The organism is Anaerolineales bacterium, assembly GCA_022866145.1.
GTDB lineage: Bacteria > Chloroflexota > Anaerolineae > Anaerolineales > E44-bin32 > PFL42.
Window position 1 is genome coordinate 13,550 of record JALHUE010000071.1, and the last position, 22,143, is coordinate 35,692.

Consider the following 22,143-nt stretch of genomic DNA (forward strand, 5'->3'; position numbering starts at 1 on the left):
ATTCGCCCGATTGCGAGCCGCCTTCCTGCGCCTGGTTCGCAGGCTGGAGGGATTGCTCTGGGGGGCGGCCAACGAGCCTAGGGAGTAGACGACTGCGGGGCGCACAGAAGTGCGCCCCGCCATCTTTCAACGGAACCCAGACAAACGATCAGTTCTTGTCCGGCAGGCTCAGGGTGGAAGCCGTCTGCAAGAATTCGTCAACCATATCCCGCAAATAGGGTTCGGGTACCGCTCCCACTTGCTGGTGGACCACCTTCCCCCGAGCGACAAACAACATCGTCGGGATGCCTTGCACACCGTAGGACTGCGCCCAGGTGGGGTTCTCATCTGTGTTGACTTTGGCCACGATCAGCTTGCCAGCGTACTCCTTGGCGATCTTGTCTAGGATCGGGGCCACCATGCGGCACGGACCACACCACGGCGCCCAGAAGTCAACAATGGCGGGCAGGGGGGACTGGAGCACGGTCTTCTCGAAGGCCGCGTCCGTCACATGTACAGGTTCACTCATGGGTTCCACAGCATGATCCTTTCCGGCGTGCCATGTTACCACAGCCGTCCGGCCTGCCGCCCCAGTGGAGGCAGCCATCAGGTACGCCCGCTCACCCTGCCCTCGCTGGCCGGGCCTGGGGGGCGGCCCTGCCCTCCCGAGCGGACGGCAGCAGGCAACCGTCTAGGCCGGTAGCAGCTCGTAGCGGGTCTCCAACTGTACTTGATCGTTCAGGCTGGCGGCCACCGAGCAGTACTTGTGCTCGGCCAGTTCGATCGAGCGGGCGACGGCCTGGGGATCCAGACCGACACCGCTCACCCGGTACAGCATGCGGATCTTCTGGAACCCCCAAGGGGGATCGGGGCTCTGGGTGCCCTCAACCTCGATCTCCAGTCCGGTGATTGACTGGCGCTTCTTCTGCATCACCTGGACGAAGGTGACCGCCGTGCAAGATGCCAGCGAGATCAAGAAGAGTTCCGTCGGCTTGATCCCGTAGGCCGCATCGCCCTGCTGACTCGAGACCAGGGTTGTGTGCCGGTTGCTGTCGGTGCCTAGGAACGCGCTGTGCTCGATCCAAACCACACGGGCGCTGGGCAAATCAGCCTCCCCTCTGCGGGCTTGGTGGGGGAGCAGTATAGCATCCCCGGCCCTCCCAGACCCGGCCCAGCTCAGCGCCTGCGCCCAGAAGCAGGTGCGGTGGCCGGCGGCCAACGCAGTCCGGGCGGTATAATCCTGTCCTTGAACAACCGTGAGGGGAGGAGACGGTGAACTTGGAGCAGGTCTGCCCGAGCTGCCTCTCCTTGGACCTGGTCCACGAACCGGGCGCCTGGACCTGCCAGCAGTGCGGCATGGTGTTCGATCCGCCGCTGGTCCTGTGCCCCAGCTGCGGCGGCGCCAACGTCGCCGATGATGACGCGTGTGCCGCCTGCGGCCGTCCGCTGACCCTGGTGGACCAGGTGCTCAACCGACACTCCAATCCGAGGACTCCCACCTTCCTGGCCTCTGTTCGCGACCAGGCCCCTGCACTGAAGGAGAGCGAGCAGCGCTCTTCCGAAGCCCGCTCCCAGGAATTCCTCGAGATCGACCGCCGGCGAGAGGAACAACAGGCCATCCAGGAAGCGCAGCGGCGCAGGTCCGATCGGATGCTGCTCAGCCTCGGGATTGCGCTGGGAGCGATTGTGCTGGGGGCTGCGTGCATCGTCGGCCTGGTGATCGCCGGATGATGGAGAGCCCTCCGCAGTACCAGGTCGCTCTGCCGGTCTTCGAGGGCCCGCTTGGCCTGCTGCTGGACCTGATCGAACGCGAGGAGCTCGAGATCACCAAGGTCGCCCTGGCTCAGGTAACCGATCAATACCTTGACTACCTGCGCCGCGCTTCGCAGCACGAGATCGCCGACTTGGCGTCGTTCCTGGTGATTGCCGCCAGGCTGATCCAGATCAAGTCTGAGGCCTTGCTCCCTCGGCCACCGGTTCGTCAGCCGGGCGAGGAGGATCCGGGAGACCTGCTGGCGCGCCAGCTGATGGCCTACAAGAAGTACAAGCAGGTGGCCGTCCAGCTGGCCGAGCGCCAGCAGTCGAACCTGCGGTCGTATCTGCGTCTGGCGGCGCCCCCATCGATCGCACCCAAGCTCGACCTGACGGGCGTCGGGCTCCCCCAGCTGCTGCGCGCCTTGCAGGCCGCCCTGGCATTCGGCGCGGCCACCGCCAGTTTCGCTCAGGTCATGGCCTTGCCGGTAGTGCACATCCGCGACAAGATCCGCCTGATCGCCGCTGCCCTGCGGGCCGCCGGCCGCACCACCTTCCGCGAGGCGATTCGACATGCGCGCACTCGCCTGGAGATCGTGGTCACTTTCCTGGCCGTGCTCGAACTGCTGAAACGCAAGGCTATTGAAGCCGAGCAGCCCGTCCTTTTCGGAGAAATCGAGATCGTGCGTGGGCCGGAGTGGCAGGAGGATCAACTGCCGTTGGTAGATCTGGAATTCGAGGAGTAGAGGCCGGCGATGAACACCGCCACCGTGGCTCCGGCCGTGTCGATGACGACATCGCGCAGGGCCGATGTCCGGCCCTCGACGAACGATTGGTGGAATTCGTCGCTCAGGGCGAAGAGAAACGCCATGGTCACTGCCAGCACAGCCCGGTAGCCGCTGGCCAGGCGCGGCGGAAGCGCCCAGAAGTAGGCGACCGCCAGCAGGGCGTAGCCGATGGCGTGCCCGCCTTTCTTGAAGAGCAGATCGAACTCGCCGAAATACGGCAGGCGGCTGGCCGGCAGTGAGGAGAAGGCGAAGATGGCCATCATCATTCCAACGGCAGGCAGCCAACGAAGCAGGACGGCGCGGGGAGACATGCGGGCCATTCTACCACCCGCCCTCCAGTCCAACGCGGTATAGGCTGACGTGCCCAACCGTCTGCGCTCCGAAAGCTCCCCCTATCTGCAGCAGCATGCCGACAACCCGGTGGAATGGTGGCCGTGGAGCGACGAAGCCCTGGCCTTCGCCCGCGCCCACGACCGCCCGATCTTCCTGAGCATCGGCTACGCCGCCTGCCATTGGTGCCATGTGATGGCCCACGAATCGTTCGAGGATCCTGCGACCGCCTGGCTGCTGAACCAGGACTTCGTCCCAATCAAGGTGGACCGGGAGGAACGCCCGGATCTGGACGCGATCTACATGCAGGCCGTCGTCGCCATGACCGGACAGGGCGGCTGGCCGCTGTCGGCCTTTCTGACGCCGGCAGGCGAGCCGTTCTTCGCCGGCACCTACTTTCCACCGGAGCCGCGCCACAACCTGCCCGCCTTCCGCCAGGTCTTGCAGGCCATGGCCCAGGCCTGGCGCAGTGATCGCTCCCGGCTGCAGGCCACCGCCCAAAGAGTGCTGGAGCATCTGACCCAGGCGCCGGCGGGGGGCGAGGCCGATGCGGGGCTGGACACCGATCTGCTGAGCACGGCCTCCCGGGGACTCTTCGAGACCTACGACTGGACGCACGGCGGCTGGGGAGGCGCACCCAAGTTCCCGCAGGCCTCTGCCATCGAGCTCCTGCTGAGGCTGCACGTACGCAACCACGATCGGCTCCCGCTCGACATGGCGGTGGACTGCCTGCAGCGAATGGCGCACGGTGGATTGTATGACCAGCTGGGGGGCGGGTTCCACCGCTACTCCGTCGATGCCGCCTGGCAGGTGCCACATTTCGAGAAGATGCTCTACGACAATGCGCTGCTGGCTCGGGCCTACCTGCATGCTTGGCAGCTGACCGGCGACGAGGAGCTGCTGCAGGTCAGCCGCAGCACGCTGGACTACCTGCTGCGAGAGATGGCCGATTCCGTCGGCGGGTTCTACAGTTCGGAGGACGCCGACTCGGAGGGCGAGGAAGGCAGGTTTTACCTGTGGGCGATTCCGGAGATTCGCCAGCTGCTGGAACCGTCCGGACTCTCGGACTTCGCCCAAGCGGCCTACGGCACCACCGAAGGCGGCAACTTCGAGGGTCGCAACATCCTGCACCTGCCCCTCGCCCCAACCCGACTGGCCGATCGCCTGGGCCTTGGCCTCACCGAGTTTGGGGTGATGCTCAAGCAGGTCAACGGCGTGCTGTTCCAGGCACGCCAGCACAGGCGCCGACCGGGCCGCGATGAGAAGGTCCTGACCGACTGGAACGGCCTGCTCTTGGCCACACTGGCCGATGCCGCTCGGGCCCTGCAGGATTCGACCTATCTGGCCGCTGCCCAGAAACTGGCTGGGTTCCTGCTGTTCTCCTGGGAGCAGCGTGGGCGACTGCATCACGCCTGGCGCGACGGCCGGCCGAAGGTGCCGGCGTTCTTGAAGGACTTCGCCGCGCTGGGCAGCGGACTTCTGACGCTCTACCAGGCTGACTTCGACAACCGCTGGTATTCGGCGGCCTTGGATTGTGCCGAGCAGATTCTGCGCACCTTCGAGGACCCCGCTGGCGGCTTCTACGATGTGCCCGCGGATGAGCACGGCCTACTCTTCCGACCGATGGAGCTTCAAGACTCCCCCTCGCCCTCCGGCGGCGCCCTGGCCGCCAGCCTGCTGCTCCAGCTCGCCACGCTCGCCGACGATCAGCGGCTTGAGCGCGCCGCCGAGCGGGCCATCGCCCGGATGCAGCCTCTCGGCCGGCAGCACCCGGGCGCATTTGCCGCCTGGTTGGCCGCCTTGGACTACGCCTGCGGACCCCGCTGGCAGCTGGCCCTGCTGGGGAGAACTGGCTTCCCGGACCTCCAGGCCCTGATGGCGACGGCCGCCGCCGGGTTCCATCCGCGGCTGCTGACCGCCGGGGCACCCCAGTATCGGCCGGAAGGGCCTGCCCTTCTGCTGAATCGAGGGCCGATCAACGGACAGGCGGCAGCCTACTTGTGCCAGGACTACCACTGCGACCTGCCGACGACGGATCCGGCCGAATTGCGTGCTCAGCTTCAGAAGGTCTAGGGGCGTGACCCCTCGGCGCCCTCTCGGGCCGAACAGCCGGCTACTGCGCCTCGTCCGTCGTCTGGTCATGCTAGCGGCGGGGGTCTTGGTGTTCTTCCTTGGCCTGCTCCTGATGAAGGAAGGGGTGGTTCCGGTCACGCCCTTCCTTCGAACACAGCTCTCGGTGTCCAGCCCGGCGAGCGCCCTTGGGTTTGGTTGGGTGCTCTCCAGCCTCGCCCTGTCGGGCTCTCCCGTTGCCGCCACCGCCCTCAGCTTCCAAGATGCTGGCGCGCTGTCGGTCAGGGAATCCTTCGCCATGATCGCCGGTTCGAGGCTGGGGGCGTCGTTTGTTGTGGTCCTTGTCGGGTTCATCTACATGCTGCGCGGCCGCAGCCGGGAGATGTCGCTGGGGGCGGGCCTGCTGGCCTTGCTGGTGACTCAGTCCACCTACATCCCCGCTCTCGGCGTTGGCCTGTATTTCCTGCGGGCCGATTGGTTCAATGGGGTACGATTCACTGCGCAACAGGCAATGGAATCACCGCTGGACCTGCTGCTGAACTCGATCGTCAGCGGCTTCTCGCGACTGTTTCCGCTGTGGCTTCTGCTGCCGATAGGGTTCGCGTTGATCTTGACCAGCTTCCGGGTGATCGACCGCGCCCTGCCAACCCTACGGATCGAACAAACCGATCTCGGCAGGATCAACCGCCTGCTCTACCGGCCGCTGGTGACCTTCCTGCTCGGCGCGGCGGTGACCTCGGTCACGCTTTCCGTATCTTTGTCGCTGAGCCTGCTGGTCCCGCTGTCGGCCCGCGGCTACATCCGCCAGGAGAACGCCATCCCCTACATCATGGGCGCCAACATCACAACCTTTGTCGACACCCTGGTGGCAGCCGCTATGCTGGGAAACCCAGCGGCAGTGACTGTCGTCCTGGCCGAGATGGCCAGTGTCGGGCTGGTGTCGATGCTCATCCTGCTGTTCGTGTACCGTCCGTATCAACGAGCCATTGTCGGCCTGATGCGGCGTTTGGCGCTCCGGCGCCGATGGCTCACGGTCTACCTGGCCGCCATCTTCGCCGTCCCGATCATTCTGCTGTTCTACTATTGAGGACGAACGATGCACGTACTGGTCTGCTGCAAAGAACCCGACCGAGCTCAACCCCTGCTCCAGCTCCTGGCGCAGCTCAGCCTGAGGGGGCCGACAGCGATCACTCTACTGACGGTTGTCGGGAAGCGCCAAGCGGTGACTCCAGCAGAGCCCCCGCGCCTGCCTGCTCTCCCTTGGCCTGTGCGGCCCAAGATCCGGCGTGGCCCGGTTGTGCCGGAGATCCTGGCCGAAATCGAGGAGGCTGGCGACCTGGGGCTGGTCGTTTGCGGCTGGCGTTCGCCTCGCGCCTCCCTAGGATCGACGGCCAAGCGGCTGTTCCGCGCCTGTCCGACCGACCTGCTGTTGGCCCGGCCTTCTGCCGGCGGCCTCAGCCGCGCCCTGATCTGCACAGGCGGCGAGACACCCTCGCTGGCCACGCTCCGATCCGCGGCAGGGATCCTAGACACAGGGGAGATCGAGGTCAGCATCCTGCACGTGATGTCGCAGGTGGCATTCAGCAATGCCAGCCCCCATGCTGACCTCGTGGACAGCGCCGAGACGGCCATGCAGCGCGGCACGCGTGAGGGGATGCATCTCCGGCAGGCGATCGAGGTGTTCGCCAGTGAAGAATACGGGGGGGAGGTCCTTCCCGTGCTGCGACACGGGCTGGTCGCTGACGAAGCCGTGGCCGAACTCCATGAGGGAGGATATGACCTGCTGGTGATCGGCAGCCTGCCGCCGGGCCGCGCGCGGCGTTGGAGTGACCTGCTTCTTGAGGATGTCGGAGCCGAAATCGCCTGGCGCGCGCCCTGCTCCGTCCTGGTGATTCGGCCGGAGCCCTCCTCGACCTCGGGGTGAGCCCTTCACATCCACCAACGGGCTCCTTCCAGGCAGCCGTCGCACGGGGAAGCCGCGCCGGTCAGCCGGGCAACCACCCCTCAACCCAGCAGGGAAGCGATGAACCCGGGGTAGTGACTGCAGCTTGCCTCATCCCGCCCGGTCTGTCGACCAAGACGAGATTCCTGCGCTCTTCCGCAGGCGCTGCCCAGTGGGTCCGGCATCGTTCAGTCGCAACCTGCACTTGGCGTCGGCTTACTCCACTGTGACGCTCTTGGCCAGATTCCGCGGCTGGTCGACATCGGCGCCCCGCAGCACAGCCACGTGGTAGGCCAGCAACTGCAGCGGAACGATGGTGACGATCGGGCTCAGCAGCCAGGGGGTTTCGGGCACCCACAGGACATGGTCGGCCAGCGGCGGCACGAGGGTATCGCCTTCCGTCGCCACGACAATCACCGGCCCACCCCGGGCTTTGGTCTGCTCGATCTGGCTGATCATCTTCTCATACCAGGGATCCTTGGGGGCGATGGCGACAACCGGCAAGTCCTTGTCGACGAGGGCGATCGGCCCGTGCTTCATCTCGCCGGCGGGATACGCCTCGGCATGGATGTACGAGATCTCCTTCAGCTTGAGGGCGCCCTCGTAGGCGATCGGCATGTTGATGCCCCGCCCCAGGTACAGGCAATGCCAGATCTCCTTGAGCGTCCGGGCGACAACTTCGACTTCCGGCTCACGTTCCAGCGTTCGCCCGACCAGGTCCGGCACAAGCCGCAGGTCGGCGACCAGCTGCTTGCGTCGCGCCGGTGTCAGCCCTCCGCGTAGGTCTGCCAGGAGCACGGCCAGCATGTACAGGTCGATCAGCGGCGCCGTAAAGGCTTTGGTTGAAGCGACCCCGATCTCGGGCCCCACCTGCATGCTGATCGAGGCGTCGGCAATGCGCATGGCCTGTGAGCCGACGGCGTTGACGATGGACCAGATCCTGGCGCCGCGCCGGCGAGCCTCATCGATCGCCGCCAGGGTATCCGCCGTCTCGCCGGACTGGCTGATCGCCAGCACGACAGTGTCACTGTCGACCAGGGGCTCGCGGTAGCGGAATTCGGAGGCGATGTCGACCTCGACAGGGATGCGAGCGATCGACTCAATCATCACCTTGCCCACCATGCCGGCATGGGCTGCCGTCCCACAGGCGGTGATCACGATCTTGCGGATGGCGGCGGCGTCGGTCGGAGTCAGGCCGAGCTGGGGCAGCAGGATCCGGGCGTCGTCGAAATCCACCCGCCCGGCGATGGTGTCGGTCGAGGAGCGAACCTGCTCGTGGATCTCCTTCTGCATGAAATGCTTGTACTCGCCCTTCTCGGCGGCCACCGGGTCCCACGGAACGCTGTGGATCACCGGCCGAACCACGCTTCCGTCCATGGTTTCGAGGGCGTAGGCGCTCTGCCGGACCACAGCCATCTGGCCCGGGTCCAGGAAGACCATGCTTCGAGTGTGCTCGAGGATGGCGGGGATATCGGAGGCAAGGAACATCTCATCTTGCCCGATCCCAAGCACGACGCCGCCGGCGTTGCCCAGGCGGGCGGCGATGATCTTGTCGGGTTCATCGGCCGAGAGCAGCACGATTCCGTGGGCGCCCTTCAGCAGCGTGAGCGTGCGCCGGGCGGCCTCGGCCAGGCCGTGGCCCATGGCCAGGAATTTCTCCACCAGGTGCACAATCACCTCGGTGTCGGTGTCGGAGCCGAACTCCACGCCTTCGGCCAGCAATTCCTCTTTGAGGGGCAGGAAGTTCTCAACGATCCCATTGTGCACAACTACCACCCTCCCCGTCGATCCCAGGTGGGGGTGGGCATTGCGGGCGCTGGGTTCTCCGTGCGTTGCCCAGCGGGTGTGACCGATGCCGACCTGTCCATGCACCGGGTCAGCCGCCAGCATTGCACCCAGCCGATCCAGCTTTCCCGCCTGGCGACGGACCTGGATCGTACCGTCTTGGATCACCGCCAGACCGGCCGAGTCGTAGCCGCGGTATTCGAGCCGTTTGAGCCCGGTGAAGATGATGGGCGCAGCATCGCGCCCGCCGACATAGCCGACGATGCCACACATGGAACGCCTCCCTTGAACTGGGTAGATCGGTTGGTTGCGCCCTCCCAGCCGTATTGCCCGACCGGTCGCCCGGTCGGTCTTGTCGGCTGGATTCACTTGGGCATGGGTCGGGCGGTGGCTCGCCCGGAGGGCATCCGCTGATCTCTCGATTTTCCCGGGAGAACGGTGGAGAGCCGCTCTCGTCTTCCGGTTAGCCCTGCCGCGAAGCAGGGAACCCTCGCCTCGTCACCCCGTCAGGGGCCATGCGCTACCCTGCACTTCCGAATTCTCTGTCCTCGCTGGAACTCCTGTCTGGGCGTTGGACCGATTATACCGGACCCGCCGTGGGCTCAGCCACAGTACCAAACATGGCTATGCGCAGTCCAGCGTATGTTGGGTGGCTCGCCCCAGGTCGTGGTAGTGGCCGCGGCGGTGGGCAGGCAGCATCTCGGCCAGGACATACATCGCCTCATCGGTCATCAGCCGCAGCTCGGCGCGGTCCGGCGTCCGCCCCAGCGGGCGAAAACGAAAGGCGGTTCCCAGACGAATCTCGGCACCCGCTCCCCGCCAGGCTTTCGCCGGCCATGGCGCCGGGAACCCCTCCGTGCCCTCGATCGCCACCGGGACAATCGGAGAGCTGCTGCGGTGAGCGAGATAGGCAATCCCTTCGCGCGCCTGGATCAGCGCCGGCGAGCGCGTGCCCTCCGGCGCCACGATCAACACCTCGCCCGCCGCCAGCACCGCCAGCGCCCTGCGCAGCGCCTCGCGGTCGACCTCCCCGCGCCGCACCGGAATGACCTGCCACATGCGCGGCATCCAGCCCAGCACCGGGATATCGTAGGCCTCGGCCTTCGCCATCGGCACGACGTTCCGCGGCAGCACGCCAAGCAGCGCCACCGGGTCAATGAAGGCGATGTGGTTGATCATCAGGATGGCGGGCCCTTGCGCCGGCAGGTGCTCCAGCCCGTCGACACGCTTGATCTTGACGAAGAGGGGGAAGACCATCCGCCGCAGAATCCAGCGATAGGCGTTCCGCCGGGCTTCCATGCGGCCATGGTCGTAGCTGCCCGACAGCCCACGGGGCAGCAGGCTGGGCGCCGTCGTGGACGGATCCATGCTACCCTGCCCGCTCGTCTCGGGAGCACCCTCGGCCAAACGCAGCACCTCGGCGACAGCCCCCTCAACGGTCAGCCGCGTCGTATCCAATACCACTCCGTCAGCGGCCGGCTTGAGCGGAGCGAGTTCGCGGGTTGAGTCGAGGCGATCCCGCGCCTCCAATCCCTTGAGGATCGCGGCGAAGTCGGCCGGCTGACGACGCGCTGCCAGCTCGCTGGCCCGCCGCCGCGCTCGCTCTTCCAGGCTGGCGTCCAGATACACCTTCAGGTCGGCATCGGGGAGGACCACCGTCCCAATGTCTCTGCCGGCCATGACCACGTCGCCGCGGGCGCCGATCTCCCGCTGTAGGCCGGTCATAGCCTGCCGGACACCGCTGTACATCGACACCTGCGAGACCGCCGCGTCCACCTGGGCAGCGCGGATCGCCCAGGTCACATCCTTGCCACCCAGGAACACATCACACAACCGGCCGTCGATCTTCGAGGCCGGTCGGACATCGATCCGCAATCGACCCGCCAGAGCGGCGACCGGGGCTTCGGCCGCCGTGTCGATCCCCTCTTGCTGGGCGGCCAGCGTCACTGCCCGGTACATGACCCCTGTGTCGAGGAACAGGTAACCCAAGGCCTTGGCCACCCGCAGGGCAACCGTGGATTTCCCGGAAGCGGCCGGCCCATCGATGGCAATCGTCCTGGCCCGGGCCATGCCTATCGCCGCCTCATGGCTGCAGGTCTCCCCCCGGCAGCACATCCGGCACGACCAGGTCCGAACGAACCAGGAGGACCCAGCGCTCCAGGTTGACCGGGGCAACGGCACGGAAGTACCAGTTGAGCAACCCCGGCGGCAATAGACCGGACCAGCCCCACGAAGCTCGGGTCGCCAGGCTCTGCCCTCGGTATTCGTCACGCAGTGAGGCCGATCGGAGGTCGTACTCCTGCTCAGGCAGCAGCACGATCCCCGCCGCCTCCGTCGCTCCGTCCGGCAGCCACTCGACAGGAGCCCGGCGCAGGCTCCAGGCCATCGATGGAGGCAGCTCTCCGTACACTTGGAGGGTCACGGGATCGGCGGACTCGCGCCGCGCGCCGGCGAGGGTATCGATACTCTCAGCCAGCAGGCGTTGACCCAGCGTGGAAGTGGTTCGGTTCGCCAGCTCCTGCCCGGTGCCGGCCCAGCCACTGTAGTTCAGCCTCCAAGTGGCCGCGACGCCCAGCAGCGCCGTCAGCGTGATCGCCACCGAGCCAGAGACGACGACCGCCTCGCGCCACGACCATCCCAACCCGATCAGTACAGCCATGAAAGCAGCCAGCAGCAAGGCTGCCGCAGCGAGGAACAGCTGCTGCGCCGGCCCCAGGAGCGGCGTGGAGGCCGCAAGCGACCCCTCGGCATAGCTCATCAGCTGCAGCCCGCCGAAGCCCAACACGAGCAGCATGGCCAGGCCCAGCCCCAGCCGCGAGGGCCATCCCGCCCGTTGCCTGAGCTCGATGGCCAGGTCGGCTAGCGCAAGGCCAGCCAGGACCGAAATCGCGGCGGTCGGCCAAATCATCAGCTGCAGCGAGCGGCCGGGGTAGATGATGGCGACGGCAAGGCCGCCCAATGTCCAGCATGTCAACCAGCCTCCCGCGGCACTGCGGCGTGCAGACGCACTGAGTATCCCGGCGATCCCCAACACCACCCACAGCGGCTGGTAGATCGCGAAGGCCGCCAGCAGAGTGAGCCCGGAGACCTCGGGAACAGACCCCCAGCCGGCCAGCCATGCCCCCGCTGCGCCCAGGGCCGCCGGGAGAGCCGAAGGCACGAACCCGAGGGCGGTCGACGCCAGCAGAAATGCGCCCACGCCGGCCGCGCCAACCACCCGCCAGTCCCTTTCCGCAGGCCGAGGCAACGGATCGAGCACCCGCTTGCGCAATGCAAGATAGAGCAGCGAGCCCAGGCCAACTCCAGCCAGGCCGGCGGCGGCCTCTGGTCCGGCGGCGGCTACCAGGCCAATGCACGCGCCAAGAGCCAGGTTGGCCCAAGAGGTCTGAGGCCAGGTGAGATAGCCGGCCAGGCCGAGGCCGATCACCAGCAGGGCCGTCATGCCTCCATCAGGCGCCCGTGACGAAGTGACCAGGATCGGAGCAATCGCCAGCAACCAGGCGCCAATCACCGAGGGCCATCGGCCCAGAACTGGACGGAGAAACCAGGGAACCAGGACGAGGCCCGTCCCGGCCAGAGCGCCCAGCAGCCGAGCCGTGGCGTCGCTCAATCCGGCAATCTGGAACAGGATGCTCGTCCAGGCATGGTAGAGCGGGTTGACGGCCGCCGAAATCGCCTCCGGGACTGGCAAGGCCATCGGGATCCTGCTGGCAGCGGCCGCGGCCAACGCCTGGGCCGCCTGGTCATCCGTGAGAAGCGGCCAGGTCGGCTTGGCTAATCGCAGTCCGGCCGCGAGCAGGAAAGCCCCAGCGTAGGCAAGGATCTCGAAGTTCACCGAGAACTGGCGCTTCATCAGAACCCTCGGCCGCTGCGGGCGGCGTAGATCATGACTTCATCCGAGGCATACACCAGATCCATGGCAGCCTCGAACTTGGCCATGGCGGGCGGCGTCAGTGAGTATGTACGGCGCTCCAGCGGCCCGATGTACACATAGTCGATCCCGTAGGTCTGTAGGATCCCGACCAGCTCCGTCGTCTCGTGGGTTTGGTACAGTCGGCGCAGGTCCTCCTTGCGGGTTCCCTGAGGCTCCATGCTGCCTCGCCATTGCAGCTCATGGAATTCCCAGCCTAACACATTCGGCATCCCGGTGTGGGTAGCGATCCGGCCGAACTCGGTGTAGCTGCCGCCGACGGCCTCGGCAATCACCCCGGGCGGGAGGAACGCCCGAATCCATTCGATGGCGATCGCATCCTCCGGTCGCTCCGCAGCCAGATGGGCAGTACCGTCCAGTGTCAGCCCCGCCGGCGGCCGAAAACCATTGGTCTTGGTCCAGGTCGCCAGGGCAGGATAGACCAGTCCAAATAGCAGGGGCAGCAATGCCAGGGCCCGGAGTGCCCCTTTCCAGGAGGACTCTCGAGGCCAGAGCTCGGTCGCCACGAAGGCAGCCGAAAGCCCCAACAGCACCCAGGCCGCGTAGTAGAACTTGAAGACCGTGTTCATGCGCGTGCCGAACAGGTCCTTCAAGTAGACGAACTCCGGGCCGAGGATCAGGAGCAATCCGATAGCGGCCATGGCCAGCACGAAGGGAGTTCCAGCGGTGAAACCCGCCGGCTCGCCTTGACGGCGAAATCGCCGCAAGAGCACCGCCGCCAAGCCGAGGGCAGCCCCGATGACAACCGGGGTCAGGCCAGCCTGCAGCCGGCGGGCGATGCCCGTCTGCAGCGCCTGCTGGGCTGAGCCTGCCGCCAGCTGGTTGAGGGCGTCCGCGACCAGTCCAGGCTGCGCCGCCACTGCCGCCCCTCCCAGGAGGAGCGAGATCAGCCAAAGCCCCAGGGGAAGACCGAAGGCCAGGCCCAGGAGCAGCCAGGTATCGCGCCGAGACCAGCCTGGCGAGGCGCGCCAGACCAGCCAGACCAAGACCGGCACAAGCGGCACGGCGAACATCACCAAGAGCTGCACGAACCGTGATGGAAAGAACAGGTTGGGCAGAATGCCGCCAGCCTGGGAGGTGAACGTCGGGTACCACGGTAGATACAACAGCAACCCAAGTAGCAGCGTCGTGACGACCGTCAAGGTCGGCGGGACAAGCAGCTCCCTCCAAGCCCCCGATTTCGATTTCCAGAGCAGCACCAGATACAGCAAGGCCAAGTAGATCGGCAGATCCCAGGTGTTGAGGAAAGCCAGCGCGCCAAAGAACCAGGCGGCCCACAGCAGCTCGGAAGCGGTCAGGGAAGATGGGAACATCCCCGAAAACGTCCCGATCAGCAGCGAGCCGGTGGCAACCAGTATCCCGCCGATGATCAGCACGCCCCCGGCGGCGGCCAGCGCGCCCTGCGCGCTTCCAGACGTCTGATAGGCGCCGGCTGCTCGAGCCACCGACAGGGCCAGGACCAGCCCCAGCGCGGCGTACAGCCCGCGCCGGGCAGTCTTGGGGGACAACCCACCGGCCCAAGCCCGAATCCGGAGCTCCCCGCGCCGGGCCGACAGGAAGATCTGAAGCGTGAAGGCAATGGCGAGCAAGACGAATGGCAGTGCCAGCAAGTGAGGGTGATTGTCGGCCAGAAGGAATGAGAAGAAGGGGAACTCGTCGATGACCTCGATGTCCGCACCGCCGAGATTGCGGTCGTGAATCACACGCGAAGCCCGCCACCACCACAGGAACCGATTGGGCATCAGACTGGGAGGTGAGACCGGTGCCGCATTCAGGTCCTTGATGTCCAGCCAGGTCCAGAAGCGCGAGGTCAGTTCCCCATCGGCCCGGGCGCGCCAGCCGATATGCCCTGACCAGAGCACGTCCAGGATCCCTTCGAGATTGCCGGCGACCAAGACGAACAGCGGACCCAACAGGGCGGCGGCGTGGCGCAGCCCCGCCTGTCGCCGCTGCAACAGGCTGAGCAGGATGCTCCAGGCGCCGAGGCAGGTCAGGGCGAACCACAGGGCATTCCCCAAATTGAAGGCCACCCCGGCCGGCACCGCCGTCAGTCGAGACATGAGCGCCAGCAGGACATACCCGAAGTAGTAGTACGAGATCGCATAGCCCGAGAGCCACGGATCTTGCGGCGGGAAGCGCGGCGATTGGAGCACGGCATTCAGGTATGCCAGCTCCATCGGTTTCTCGGTTGCGGCGATCTCCGGGTTCGCCGCCCGGACCGCGGCCCATCCGACAAAGGCCAACAGAAACAGCAGCTCGGTCCAGAAGACGGTCCGCCGATGCTGGCGGATCCACGCCCAGAGATCTCGCCAGCGCCCAGCCCCGGCAACCAGCCCGCCGGCACCGAGAACAACCAAGGCACCGAAGGCGCCGGGGAAGTCATTGCGTAGGACCCCGACGGACGCCCCGAGCCACAGCAGATACCCCGACGCCAGCAAACCCAGGGCGCGACTGAGGGCATACCCGCGATCGGCCAGGTGCGGGAACAGGCGGTAGGCGATCGGCAATGCCAGAGCGCCAAGAAGCGCCGTCCAGATCCACCAGGCGATCAGGGGTGCGATCATTGCACCACCTCATAAATCGTCGTTTGCCCCTGCTGATAGGCCGGCCGGAGAATCCCCTGTTCCACCATCTTCGGGAACTTCTCCAGCCCAAATGTCGGACACTCCAAAGGCGACTGCGGAATTGTGGCGTCGATCGGCCAGCAATCCGCGGCAGCGGTGTCCGGCTGCGGCATGCCCAACGGCCAGCCGCTCAGCTCACACAGCACTCCCCCGGTGACTTCCATCGGCGAGCAGGGCTGTACAGTCTCGAAGAACATCTGCTCGAGCTGGCCTACGACGATGTATCGGACATCGTAGCGTTCCAGGAACTCCACGGCAGCCTCGATGGACCGGGTGAGATAGAAGTCATTGATCGCCAGTGCCCGATCGGTGACCACCGCCTCACCGGAGACCAGCCGCTGCTGACGCTGATGCCAATTCCAGCCCAGGACTCCTGGCAGTCCAGTGTAGATCGTGTAGCGCGAGCCCCAACGGTACTCGGGGACGTTCGCCTCGACGATCACCGGCGAGCCCTCGACGTTCTGCTGCATCCACCGAATCGCTGCGTGGTCCTCTGCCATCGAGAACGACTTTCCGAGGTCATGGTAGCTGGAGGTCAACATGTAGGCCATGCCATCTAGGCCGCGCGGCGCTTCGCTGGATATCCGATCGCGGACCTTGGCGACGGTTGCCGTCACCGGGTAGGCCAATGCCGCCCCGGCCAGCACAATCAGCCCGACCGACCAGAGCCAACGCCAGGACGGAGACCAGAATCGCAGGTCCGACCACGTCCAGGCGAGGGCTGCGGCCGATGTCAGGGCGAAAATTTCCCACACCTGCAGGTAGAACTTGAAGACAGTGTTCATGCGCGAGATGTCGCCAACGGCGACCACGACCTCGACCAGGAATGTCAGGGCCAGGGCGGCGCCGACCAACACCAGGGCATACCGCTTCTCGAGCGGCTGGCCAGGGCGCAAGAACAGCAGGCCCGCCCAGGCCAACATCGGCACGACCACGAGTGCAATAGAGTAGTCCATCGCCGCCAGGACCGCCGTCAGGGCGCCGAGCCCGATCGCCCCGGCGAAGATCAATCCTGCATACGGCCGGAGGCGAGCCAGGCGCGAGAGCGGCGTCGCCGCCATCCACTGCCGCGTCTCCCACCCCATCCACAGGATGAGCAGGAACAGGAACAGACCATGCACGGTGAAGTAGGCGTCCAGGCTGGTGGTAGATCCCTGCCAGCGGGCGATTTCCCCGTAGCCCTCGCCATACCACTGATGGTAGGGGGCATACAGCAACCCGGCCAGCGCCAACAGGCCGAAAGCCGACAGGGCGGCGTCAGCCAGCATCCGGACGTCGAGCTTTGGACGCCGGACCCAGGCGGCCGCGATCAGCCCGACAAACGCCAACGCCCGGTAGTCCGGCGCGTCCGCCAGATTGGTCGGCTCGATCGCCCCCAGGATCAGCCCCCCCACCCACAGGCCAAGCAGGATGTTGAGGGGCCTGCGTCGCCGATGGTCATCGGCCTCGATCAGCCAAGCCAGCAGCCAAACCAGAGTCAGCGTGGTCAGCAGCCGGCTAAACATGTGCGCGTGCAGGTCGGCATACAGGAACGTGAAGAACGGAAACTCGGTGATTGGACCGGCTTCGCCGCCCTCAGGCGGAATGGCCCGGCTTGGGTCCCAGTACCAGGAATCCAGACCCATTGGCAGAGGTGACTGCAGGGTCAGATAGCGACCAGCGCCGCGGGCAGCCTCCAGCAACCCCGGCAGGGCGCGTTCACCCAACTCAGCTTGAGACGCACCAATGCGTTTGAAACCGGTGTACACCATCCGCGCCGTCCCGAGGTTCCCCAGCAGCACCAGCCCCAGCGCAGCTGAGATCCCGGCGATCCGGGCGCAGCGCAGCCCGGAGCAGTCCCTTCCGGCCAGGGTGCGGGCGACCAGGTTGGATCCGCCCGAGTAGGCGACCAGCCCCAGAAGCGCGAAGAAGGTCGGCAACGCCAGGTTGTAGGCAATGGCGGGTTCGATGCCGAGCAGCTTGATCGGAACGGCGGCGAGGACAAAGCCGTAGTAGTAATAGTTGATATACCCCCCGGCGAACCATGGATCATACGGCGGGAAGGAGGTGCTCTTGAGGACCGCCGTCAGATACGACAGGTCCATCGGCTTCTCCCCGCCCTTCGACGGGTGCCACAGGTCCGGGTTGCCGATGCGAATCAGCAGATCCAGCAGAAACAGCGAGAGCGCCAGGATTTCCACCCAGGCGATCTCGCGTCGACGGGCCCGCCAGTAGCCCAGCAGTTCGTCCCGGTCCCGCCAGGCCAACGCTGCCGACAGCCCGCTCAGGAGGGCGATCACCAGCAGGATGGAAAGACGGGTGAAGGAGATCCCCAGGCTGCCAAGGATCCAGACGCCCCAGCCGACGATGACCAATCCGGCGGCCCGGGCGAGCGGGTAGCCGCCATCGCGTAGCCCCGGGAAGGCCACGCGCACGACCGGAAATGCTGCGAGCCCAAAGAGTGCGATCAACATCCACCAGACAACCGTCGCCAGCGCGGGATAGCGATTGAGCACAGACCCGGGCGGGAACAACTCGCGCCACGTGCCCCCGGCTCGCTGCCGCTCCAGTCGGTCAGCCGGCAGCATCAGATCCGGCGGCGGCTCGCCGGCCTCTTTCGGGATGACATGCACCACCCGCTGCAGGTCCACTTTGGCCAGCAAGTCGCGCACTCGCTCAGCCGAGAAGGTGTCCTGCTTGGCGAAGATCAGGACCTTCGGATGGTCGTAGACGGTGAACGCTTCTTCGGCTAGTTGGTCGCTGACTTCGACCGGCCCGAGGCGCAGGTTGCTCTCAAACACCTCGATCAATTCGTACCCCAGGCTGCCGCTGACCTCGCCTGGACTCGCTTTGGCATAACACGCCAGAACGCTCTCCTCTGAAGGGCAGTCAATCAGCAGCCGGTAGTAGGCCGTGGTGAGCGGATAGCGCTGAGGGACCCGGGGGGCGGTTCCATACTGCCGGTTCGAGGTGATGATCAGCAGGTCAGCCTGCTCGAGGCTGTCGACGATCCGCTGCGCCTTGTCGGGGACTCCGTCGAAGTCGTCGTCCTGGTCATCCTGCCAGTACAGTTCCTGGACAACACTCCCGTACAGTCCGCCGTTGTCTCGCGAGTCGACGCGCACCGGCAGGCCATCATCCCAGGAGGACTCGCTGGCGATCACCGCACCCCGCAGCCCCAAGGCCGAATCCTCGAGCATCAGGCGCAGGCGGTAGTCTCGGTCGCGCTCCACTTCGAACGGGGAATCGAATCGCAAGCTCAGCGAGATCTCGTCACCCGCCGGCAACGGCTGCGCCAGACGGCCCCGAGCCACAAGCGGGCTTCCCGGGGCGCTGTCATCATAGACCTCGGCGACGGCGATGAGCGCCTCCCCGGTGCCTCCGGGAAGGCGCCGGGCAAACGGCAGCAGCACTCCCTCGGCCGTCCCATTCTGGCGGGCAGTGAACGAGAACTCCTGCGGGATCCCCGAGGCCAGCGCGTACACCTCGCGCGGGTACCCCATGGATTCAACCGGCGAGCCTTCGCGCGACTCCGTCACCACGTCCATCGTCCCCCGCAGCATGACGGCGCCCGGTGTGTCCATGGAGAGACGGACGACGTAGCGCGGTCCAGGCTCGACCGGCAGCGCCTGGTCCAGCGGAATGACCAGCCGGGTTTCCCCGCCCTGCTCCAGCAGTTCGGCGCTGCCACTGGCCAGGGCTTGCGCCGAATCCGGCGCGGGCAGCACCTCGACTCGCAGCCGCTTGACGCCGGTTCCAGGTGCGAGGTCGGTGACGTGGGTCAGGGTGACCTCGTCGACGGTCCCGGTGACCTGGCTGGTGAAGGAGGAGTCGAACGCCTTAGCCTGGGTGAGGACAAAATCCAGCGGCAGCGGAATCGGTTCCAGCCTGGGCTCAGCCTCACCCTCGAGCAGCAGATTCGCCGGACCCGGCAGGTTGCGGTAGATCCAACGGGAAGCTGCGACCCGGGTCATCGGTTGGGTATAGACGGAGAGGAAGGCAAACGCCTGGGCGGCGGAGAGCGCAAGGACTGTCACCAGAAGTGCGCCGGCCGCGATCCGGGACGGCCGCCGCCAGCGGCCAGGCGCATTGCCCGCCTTGAACCACAGCTGCCACAAGAACCACGATCCGAGCAGGGCCAGCGTGGGATAGACCGGCAGCATGTAGCGCATCGAGGGCGTGAAGCTCGTCGATTGCCAAAGGAAGTAGGCGCCAGTCCAGGTGACCAGGAGCAAGTGCAGCCGCCACTCGCCTCGCAGCGAACGGTAGATAGCGTAAGCCCATCCCGCCCAAGCTACGATCGCGGCCGCAGGACCCATCCCCCACAACACCAAGTTGCGCAGGGCGAACAGGATCGGTGTCCGGTTGGCCCACTGCAATGCCGGGGGGAAGTCGACGTCGCCGCTGGCTTGCTGCCGGATGACAGCCATGTTGTCGAGCCACAGGGGATTCAGATGCAGCCCGAGGAACCCAGGCCCGGAGAAGGCATACGGCTGCAGGATCCGGAACACTACCAGCGAGGCGAAGGCCGCCAGTGACAGCCCAGCCACCAGACGCACCAGCTCACGTTCACGGCCCTCCCGCGGGACGGTCCAGTAGCGGGCGGCCACCGCCAGCACCAGCACCAGGCTGAGCGGTGCCGCACTGACCTTGGTGGCGACGGCCATCCCGAGGGCGATCCCGAAGAGGGCGTAGTCCAGCCAGCGACCCCTGGCCTGGGCCAGCACGGCGAAGTACAACCCAGCCACGATGAAGGTGTTCAGGAAGGGGTCGACAACGAAGAAGTGCGCGTGCTGGATCAGCAGCGGAGAGAACGCCAGCAGGGCAGCCGCCAGCAGGCCTACCCGGCGGCGGTACAGCCGTTCGCCAAGCAGATATACGAAAAGGATGCTGATCAGGTCAAACGCCGCCGAGGCCCCCCGCCCAACCAAATGAATCTGGTCGTACCCCGACTGGCCCAACCCCTCGGCCAGGAAGCGGACGAGGAAGATCGGAAGTGTCCCATAGACGAAGAAACCATGGCCAGTGTTGTGCGGATTCAGCGGCGAGGTGGCGGTATTGAAGTACTCCGCCACGGTAGCGGGCAGGCTCAGGCTGCTCTCCACCATGGTCAGAAAGCGCTCATCGGGATGCAGATGGGTGTACTCGTCCCAGTTGATGCCGGTGAGGCGCAGGTAGGCTGCGATGAGCAGGATGACGACGATCAGCCCGTCGTGAAGCCAGTCACGGGGCGGGGTGCGGGTGCGCGGCGACGGAGGGAGATCCTCATTGGGCGAAAGCGAAGGCGGCGCGGATTGCATCTAGGGCACCGGGCCCGGGCCGCGCCAGGCTTCGTCCGGGCCGCGCGCCGGAACGGCGTAGATCAGGAAGTCATGTCCTTCTTCCGGCGGAATAAAGTGGCTCAGCGTTCCGGATGGGAACACCTGCTTGAGGGTGTCCAGGCCTTCCTGGTCCTGCGGGTTCAGGATGAACAACTGCGCCCGTCGCTCCCCTTCGAGGGTGGAAAGGTCCGGCGGCCAGATGGCGTAATCTCGCAGAGGGTCGCCGGCGTGGATGCCCACCAGGCGCGTGTCCACCCAGTAGGGAAAGGCGACGACGTGAGCCGTCTGATAGCTGCCCGTGGAGGCTGCGAAGCTGCGAATCACCTCACCCATCTGGCCGGTGTTCCAGGCGGATCGCCGGAACAACCCGGCGTACTCGACGAATACCAGGCGGTAGTTCAGGCCGATCGCCACCACCAACAACGCGGCGGCCGCCCCTGCCCAGGCCGCCCGCGCCAGACGCGACGACCACTGGCGCCAGATCCAATCCAGCAGTCCGGCCAACGGGATCGCCGCCAGGGTATAGACGGGGACAATCGCCCCGGAGGCGCGGTTGGTCGCCGGGTTCTCGGCGGGGAACGCCAGCGCCATGATCGAGGGCAGCATCAGCAGGGGAATCGAGAGCAGGGTGAACAGGTCGAGCCAGGAACGGCGGCGAACATAGCGGACGGCGACTATCACGACGCCAAGATGGAACAGGGCGGCTGTCACCCAATCCAGGGCCGGACGGTGAGGGATCGAGTTCACCCAGACTTCGCCGTTGTCCCAGCCGAACATGCGCAGGGCATTCCAGGTGTTGCTCAGGAAGAGCACCAGCGGATCCCCGGGGAGCTCGCGCTCCGCTTCTCCAATTCTCGTCAGCGCCCGTAAGAACAACTGATCGGGCATCTCGATCGCCACCCGCAGCAGCGGGGTGAGAGCGATCAGGGCGATCAGGCCGGCAGCGACCAACCAGCTGGTCATCGCCAGGCGCTGCCCGCGTGCCTCGCGGTGCAGCAGGAAGAGGAGCACGCCGAAGGCAATCACGAGGGGGAGGACGCGCGTCGGCGAGTAGCCATGCAGACCCAGACCGATGAACAGCCCGCACCACAGGAAATCGTTGCGGCTGCGGCGCCGGATGCCCCGCGCCAGGAAGTACATCGCCGGCGCTACGAAGAGCGGATACAGAGGAAACCGCAGCCCCACCCGGCTGATCACGTTCGGCCAATAGGCAATCCCGGCCAGGACGAAGGCAATCAGCCCCGCCTTGCGTCCCGCCACTTCTTTGGCGAACAGGTAGACAAAAGGCAGGGTCACCCATCCCGCCAGCGCCGTGCCGATCTTCAACGTGAGGAAGGTAATGCCGGTCCCCAGAAGGGCATTGGTGGCTGCCGCCAGGTAGAACTGCAGGGCCTCGCGACCGGTGTTGCGCGGGAAGAAGATGGCGGTCAGCCCGCTCTCGACGTCCAGCACGTCCAGCAGCTTCTCGGCATGATCACTGACCATTTCGATCGGCACGCTGCGCAGGTAGGCAAACCGAAAGAACAGCGTAAGGGCAATGGCGCCGGCCGCCGCCACGCCCCAGGCCCCGACATGGATGTGAACCCGTGGCGAGCGCAGCCAGCGGGCTGCTTGGCGCAACCCGGCCCGCAACTGGATCTCG

14 protein-coding genes are annotated in these 22,143 nt (G+C 66.2%); 5 read left to right on the forward strand and 9 right to left on the reverse strand.

The window, feature by feature from the left end; translation table 11 throughout:
* Positions 1 to 148: 148 nt before the first annotated feature.
* Both trxA and MUO23_02255 read right to left on the reverse strand, forming a co-directional pair.
* The gene (trxA, locus tag MUO23_02250) at positions 149 to 508 is read right to left on the reverse strand and encodes a thioredoxin (protein MCJ7511773.1); all 360 of its coding nucleotides are present in this window, start codon (positions 506 to 508) and stop codon (positions 149 to 151) included.
* Positions 509 to 670: 162 nt separating this feature from the next.
* Complete coding sequence (locus tag MUO23_02255) at positions 671 to 1,084, reverse strand: OsmC family protein (protein MCJ7511774.1); 414 nt, start codon at positions 1,082 to 1,084, stop codon at positions 671 to 673.
* A 167-nt stretch (positions 1,085 to 1,251) separates the two neighbouring features.
* Here MUO23_02255 and MUO23_02260 point away from each other — a divergent pair, with 167 nt between their 5' ends.
* Positions 1,252 to 1,710, forward strand: coding sequence for a hypothetical protein (locus MUO23_02260; GenBank protein MCJ7511775.1), 459 nt, complete (start codon positions 1,252 to 1,254; stop codon positions 1,708 to 1,710).
* Complete coding sequence (locus MUO23_02265) at positions 1,707 to 2,477, forward strand: segregation/condensation protein A (GenBank protein MCJ7511776.1); 771 nt, start codon at positions 1,707 to 1,709, stop codon at positions 2,475 to 2,477. Before MUO23_02260 ends, MUO23_02265 begins: the two co-directional genes overlap by 4 nt.
* On the opposite strand, the gene MUO23_02270 is transcribed toward MUO23_02265, so the two are convergent.
* Complete coding sequence (locus MUO23_02270) at positions 2,441 to 2,830, reverse strand: VanZ family protein (protein ID MCJ7511777.1); 390 nt, start codon at positions 2,828 to 2,830, stop codon at positions 2,441 to 2,443. The two genes, MUO23_02265 and MUO23_02270, sit on opposite strands and share 37 nt — an antisense overlap.
* Positions 2,831 to 2,879: 49 nt before the next feature.
* Here MUO23_02270 and MUO23_02275 point away from each other — a divergent pair, with 49 nt between their 5' ends.
* Genes MUO23_02275 through MUO23_02285 form a run of 3 tightly spaced genes read left to right on the forward strand, consistent with a single transcriptional unit; the run spans position 2,880 to position 6,843 of the window.
* Positions 2,880 to 4,922: a thioredoxin domain-containing protein gene (locus tag MUO23_02275; protein ID MCJ7511778.1), complete on the forward strand. Its 2,043-nt coding sequence runs from the start codon at positions 2,880 to 2,882 to the stop codon at positions 4,920 to 4,922.
* 4 nt (positions 4,923 to 4,926) lie between these two features.
* On the forward strand, positions 4,927 to 6,006 hold the full coding sequence (locus tag MUO23_02280; protein MCJ7511779.1) for a hypothetical protein: 1,080 nt from the start codon (positions 4,927 to 4,929) through the stop codon (positions 6,004 to 6,006).
* Positions 6,007 to 6,015: 9 nt separating this feature from the next.
* Positions 6,016 to 6,843, forward strand: coding sequence for a universal stress protein (locus MUO23_02285; GenBank protein ID MCJ7511780.1), 828 nt, complete (start codon positions 6,016 to 6,018; stop codon positions 6,841 to 6,843).
* Between the two features lie 234 nt (positions 6,844 to 7,077).
* Here the strand turns inward: MUO23_02285 and glmS are convergent, their stop codons facing one another.
* From glmS to MUO23_02315, 6 genes are all read right to left on the reverse strand, one after another.
* On the reverse strand, positions 7,078 to 8,919 hold the full coding sequence (gene glmS / locus MUO23_02290) for a glutamine--fructose-6-phosphate transaminase (isomerizing) (protein MCJ7511781.1): 1,842 nt from the start codon (positions 8,917 to 8,919) through the stop codon (positions 7,078 to 7,080).
* 351 nt (positions 8,920 to 9,270) lie between these two features.
* Positions 9,271 to 10,716, reverse strand: a complete 1,446-nt coding sequence (gene cmk, locus MUO23_02295; GenBank protein MCJ7511782.1) for a (d)CMP kinase — start codon at positions 10,714 to 10,716, stop codon at positions 9,271 to 9,273.
* 13 nt (positions 10,717 to 10,729) lie between these two features.
* On the reverse strand, positions 10,730 to 12,499 hold the full coding sequence (locus tag MUO23_02300) for a hypothetical protein (protein ID MCJ7511783.1): 1,770 nt from the start codon (positions 12,497 to 12,499) through the stop codon (positions 10,730 to 10,732).
* Positions 12,499 to 15,141: a DUF2298 domain-containing protein gene (locus tag MUO23_02305; GenBank protein MCJ7511784.1), complete on the reverse strand. Its 2,643-nt coding sequence runs from the start codon at positions 15,139 to 15,141 to the stop codon at positions 12,499 to 12,501. The genes MUO23_02300 and MUO23_02305 overlap by 1 nt, the downstream gene beginning before the upstream one ends.
* Positions 15,138 to 20,480: a DUF2298 domain-containing protein gene (locus MUO23_02310; GenBank protein ID MCJ7511785.1), complete on the reverse strand. Its 5,343-nt coding sequence runs from the start codon at positions 20,478 to 20,480 to the stop codon at positions 15,138 to 15,140. Before MUO23_02310 ends, MUO23_02305 begins: the two co-directional genes overlap by 4 nt.
* The coding region (locus MUO23_02315) for a glycosyltransferase family 39 protein (GenBank protein MCJ7511786.1) at positions 20,481 to 22,143 on the reverse strand (1,663 nt) is incomplete at its 5' end. It abuts the gene before it with no gap.

Coding starts and splice junctions, on each gene's coding strand:
- trxA (MCJ7511773.1), bottom strand. CDS start 508: ATGAGTGAACCTGTACATGTGACGGACGCGGCCTTCGAGAAGACCGTG.
- MUO23_02265 (MCJ7511776.1), top strand. CDS start 1,707: ATGATGGAGAGCCCTCCGCAGTACCAGGTCGCTCTGCCGGTCTTCGAG.
- MUO23_02270 (MCJ7511777.1), bottom strand. CDS start 2,830: ATGTCTCCCCGCGCCGTCCTGCTTCGTTGGCTGCCTGCCGTTGGAATG.
- MUO23_02285 (MCJ7511780.1), top strand. CDS start 6,016: ATGCACGTACTGGTCTGCTGCAAAGAACCCGACCGAGCTCAACCCCTG.
- glmS (MCJ7511781.1), bottom strand. CDS start 8,919: ATGTGTGGCATCGTCGGCTATGTCGGCGGGCGCGATGCTGCGCCCATC.
- cmk (MCJ7511782.1), bottom strand. CDS start 10,716: ATGGCCCGGGCCAGGACGATTGCCATCGATGGGCCGGCCGCTTCCGGG.
- MUO23_02300 (MCJ7511783.1), bottom strand. CDS start 12,499: ATGAAGCGCCAGTTCTCGGTGAACTTCGAGATCCTTGCCTACGCTGGG.
- MUO23_02305 (MCJ7511784.1), bottom strand. CDS start 15,141: ATGATCGCACCCCTGATCGCCTGGTGGATCTGGACGGCGCTTCTTGGC.
- MUO23_02310 (MCJ7511785.1), bottom strand. CDS start 20,480: ATGCAATCCGCGCCGCCTTCGCTTTCGCCCAATGAGGATCTCCCTCCG.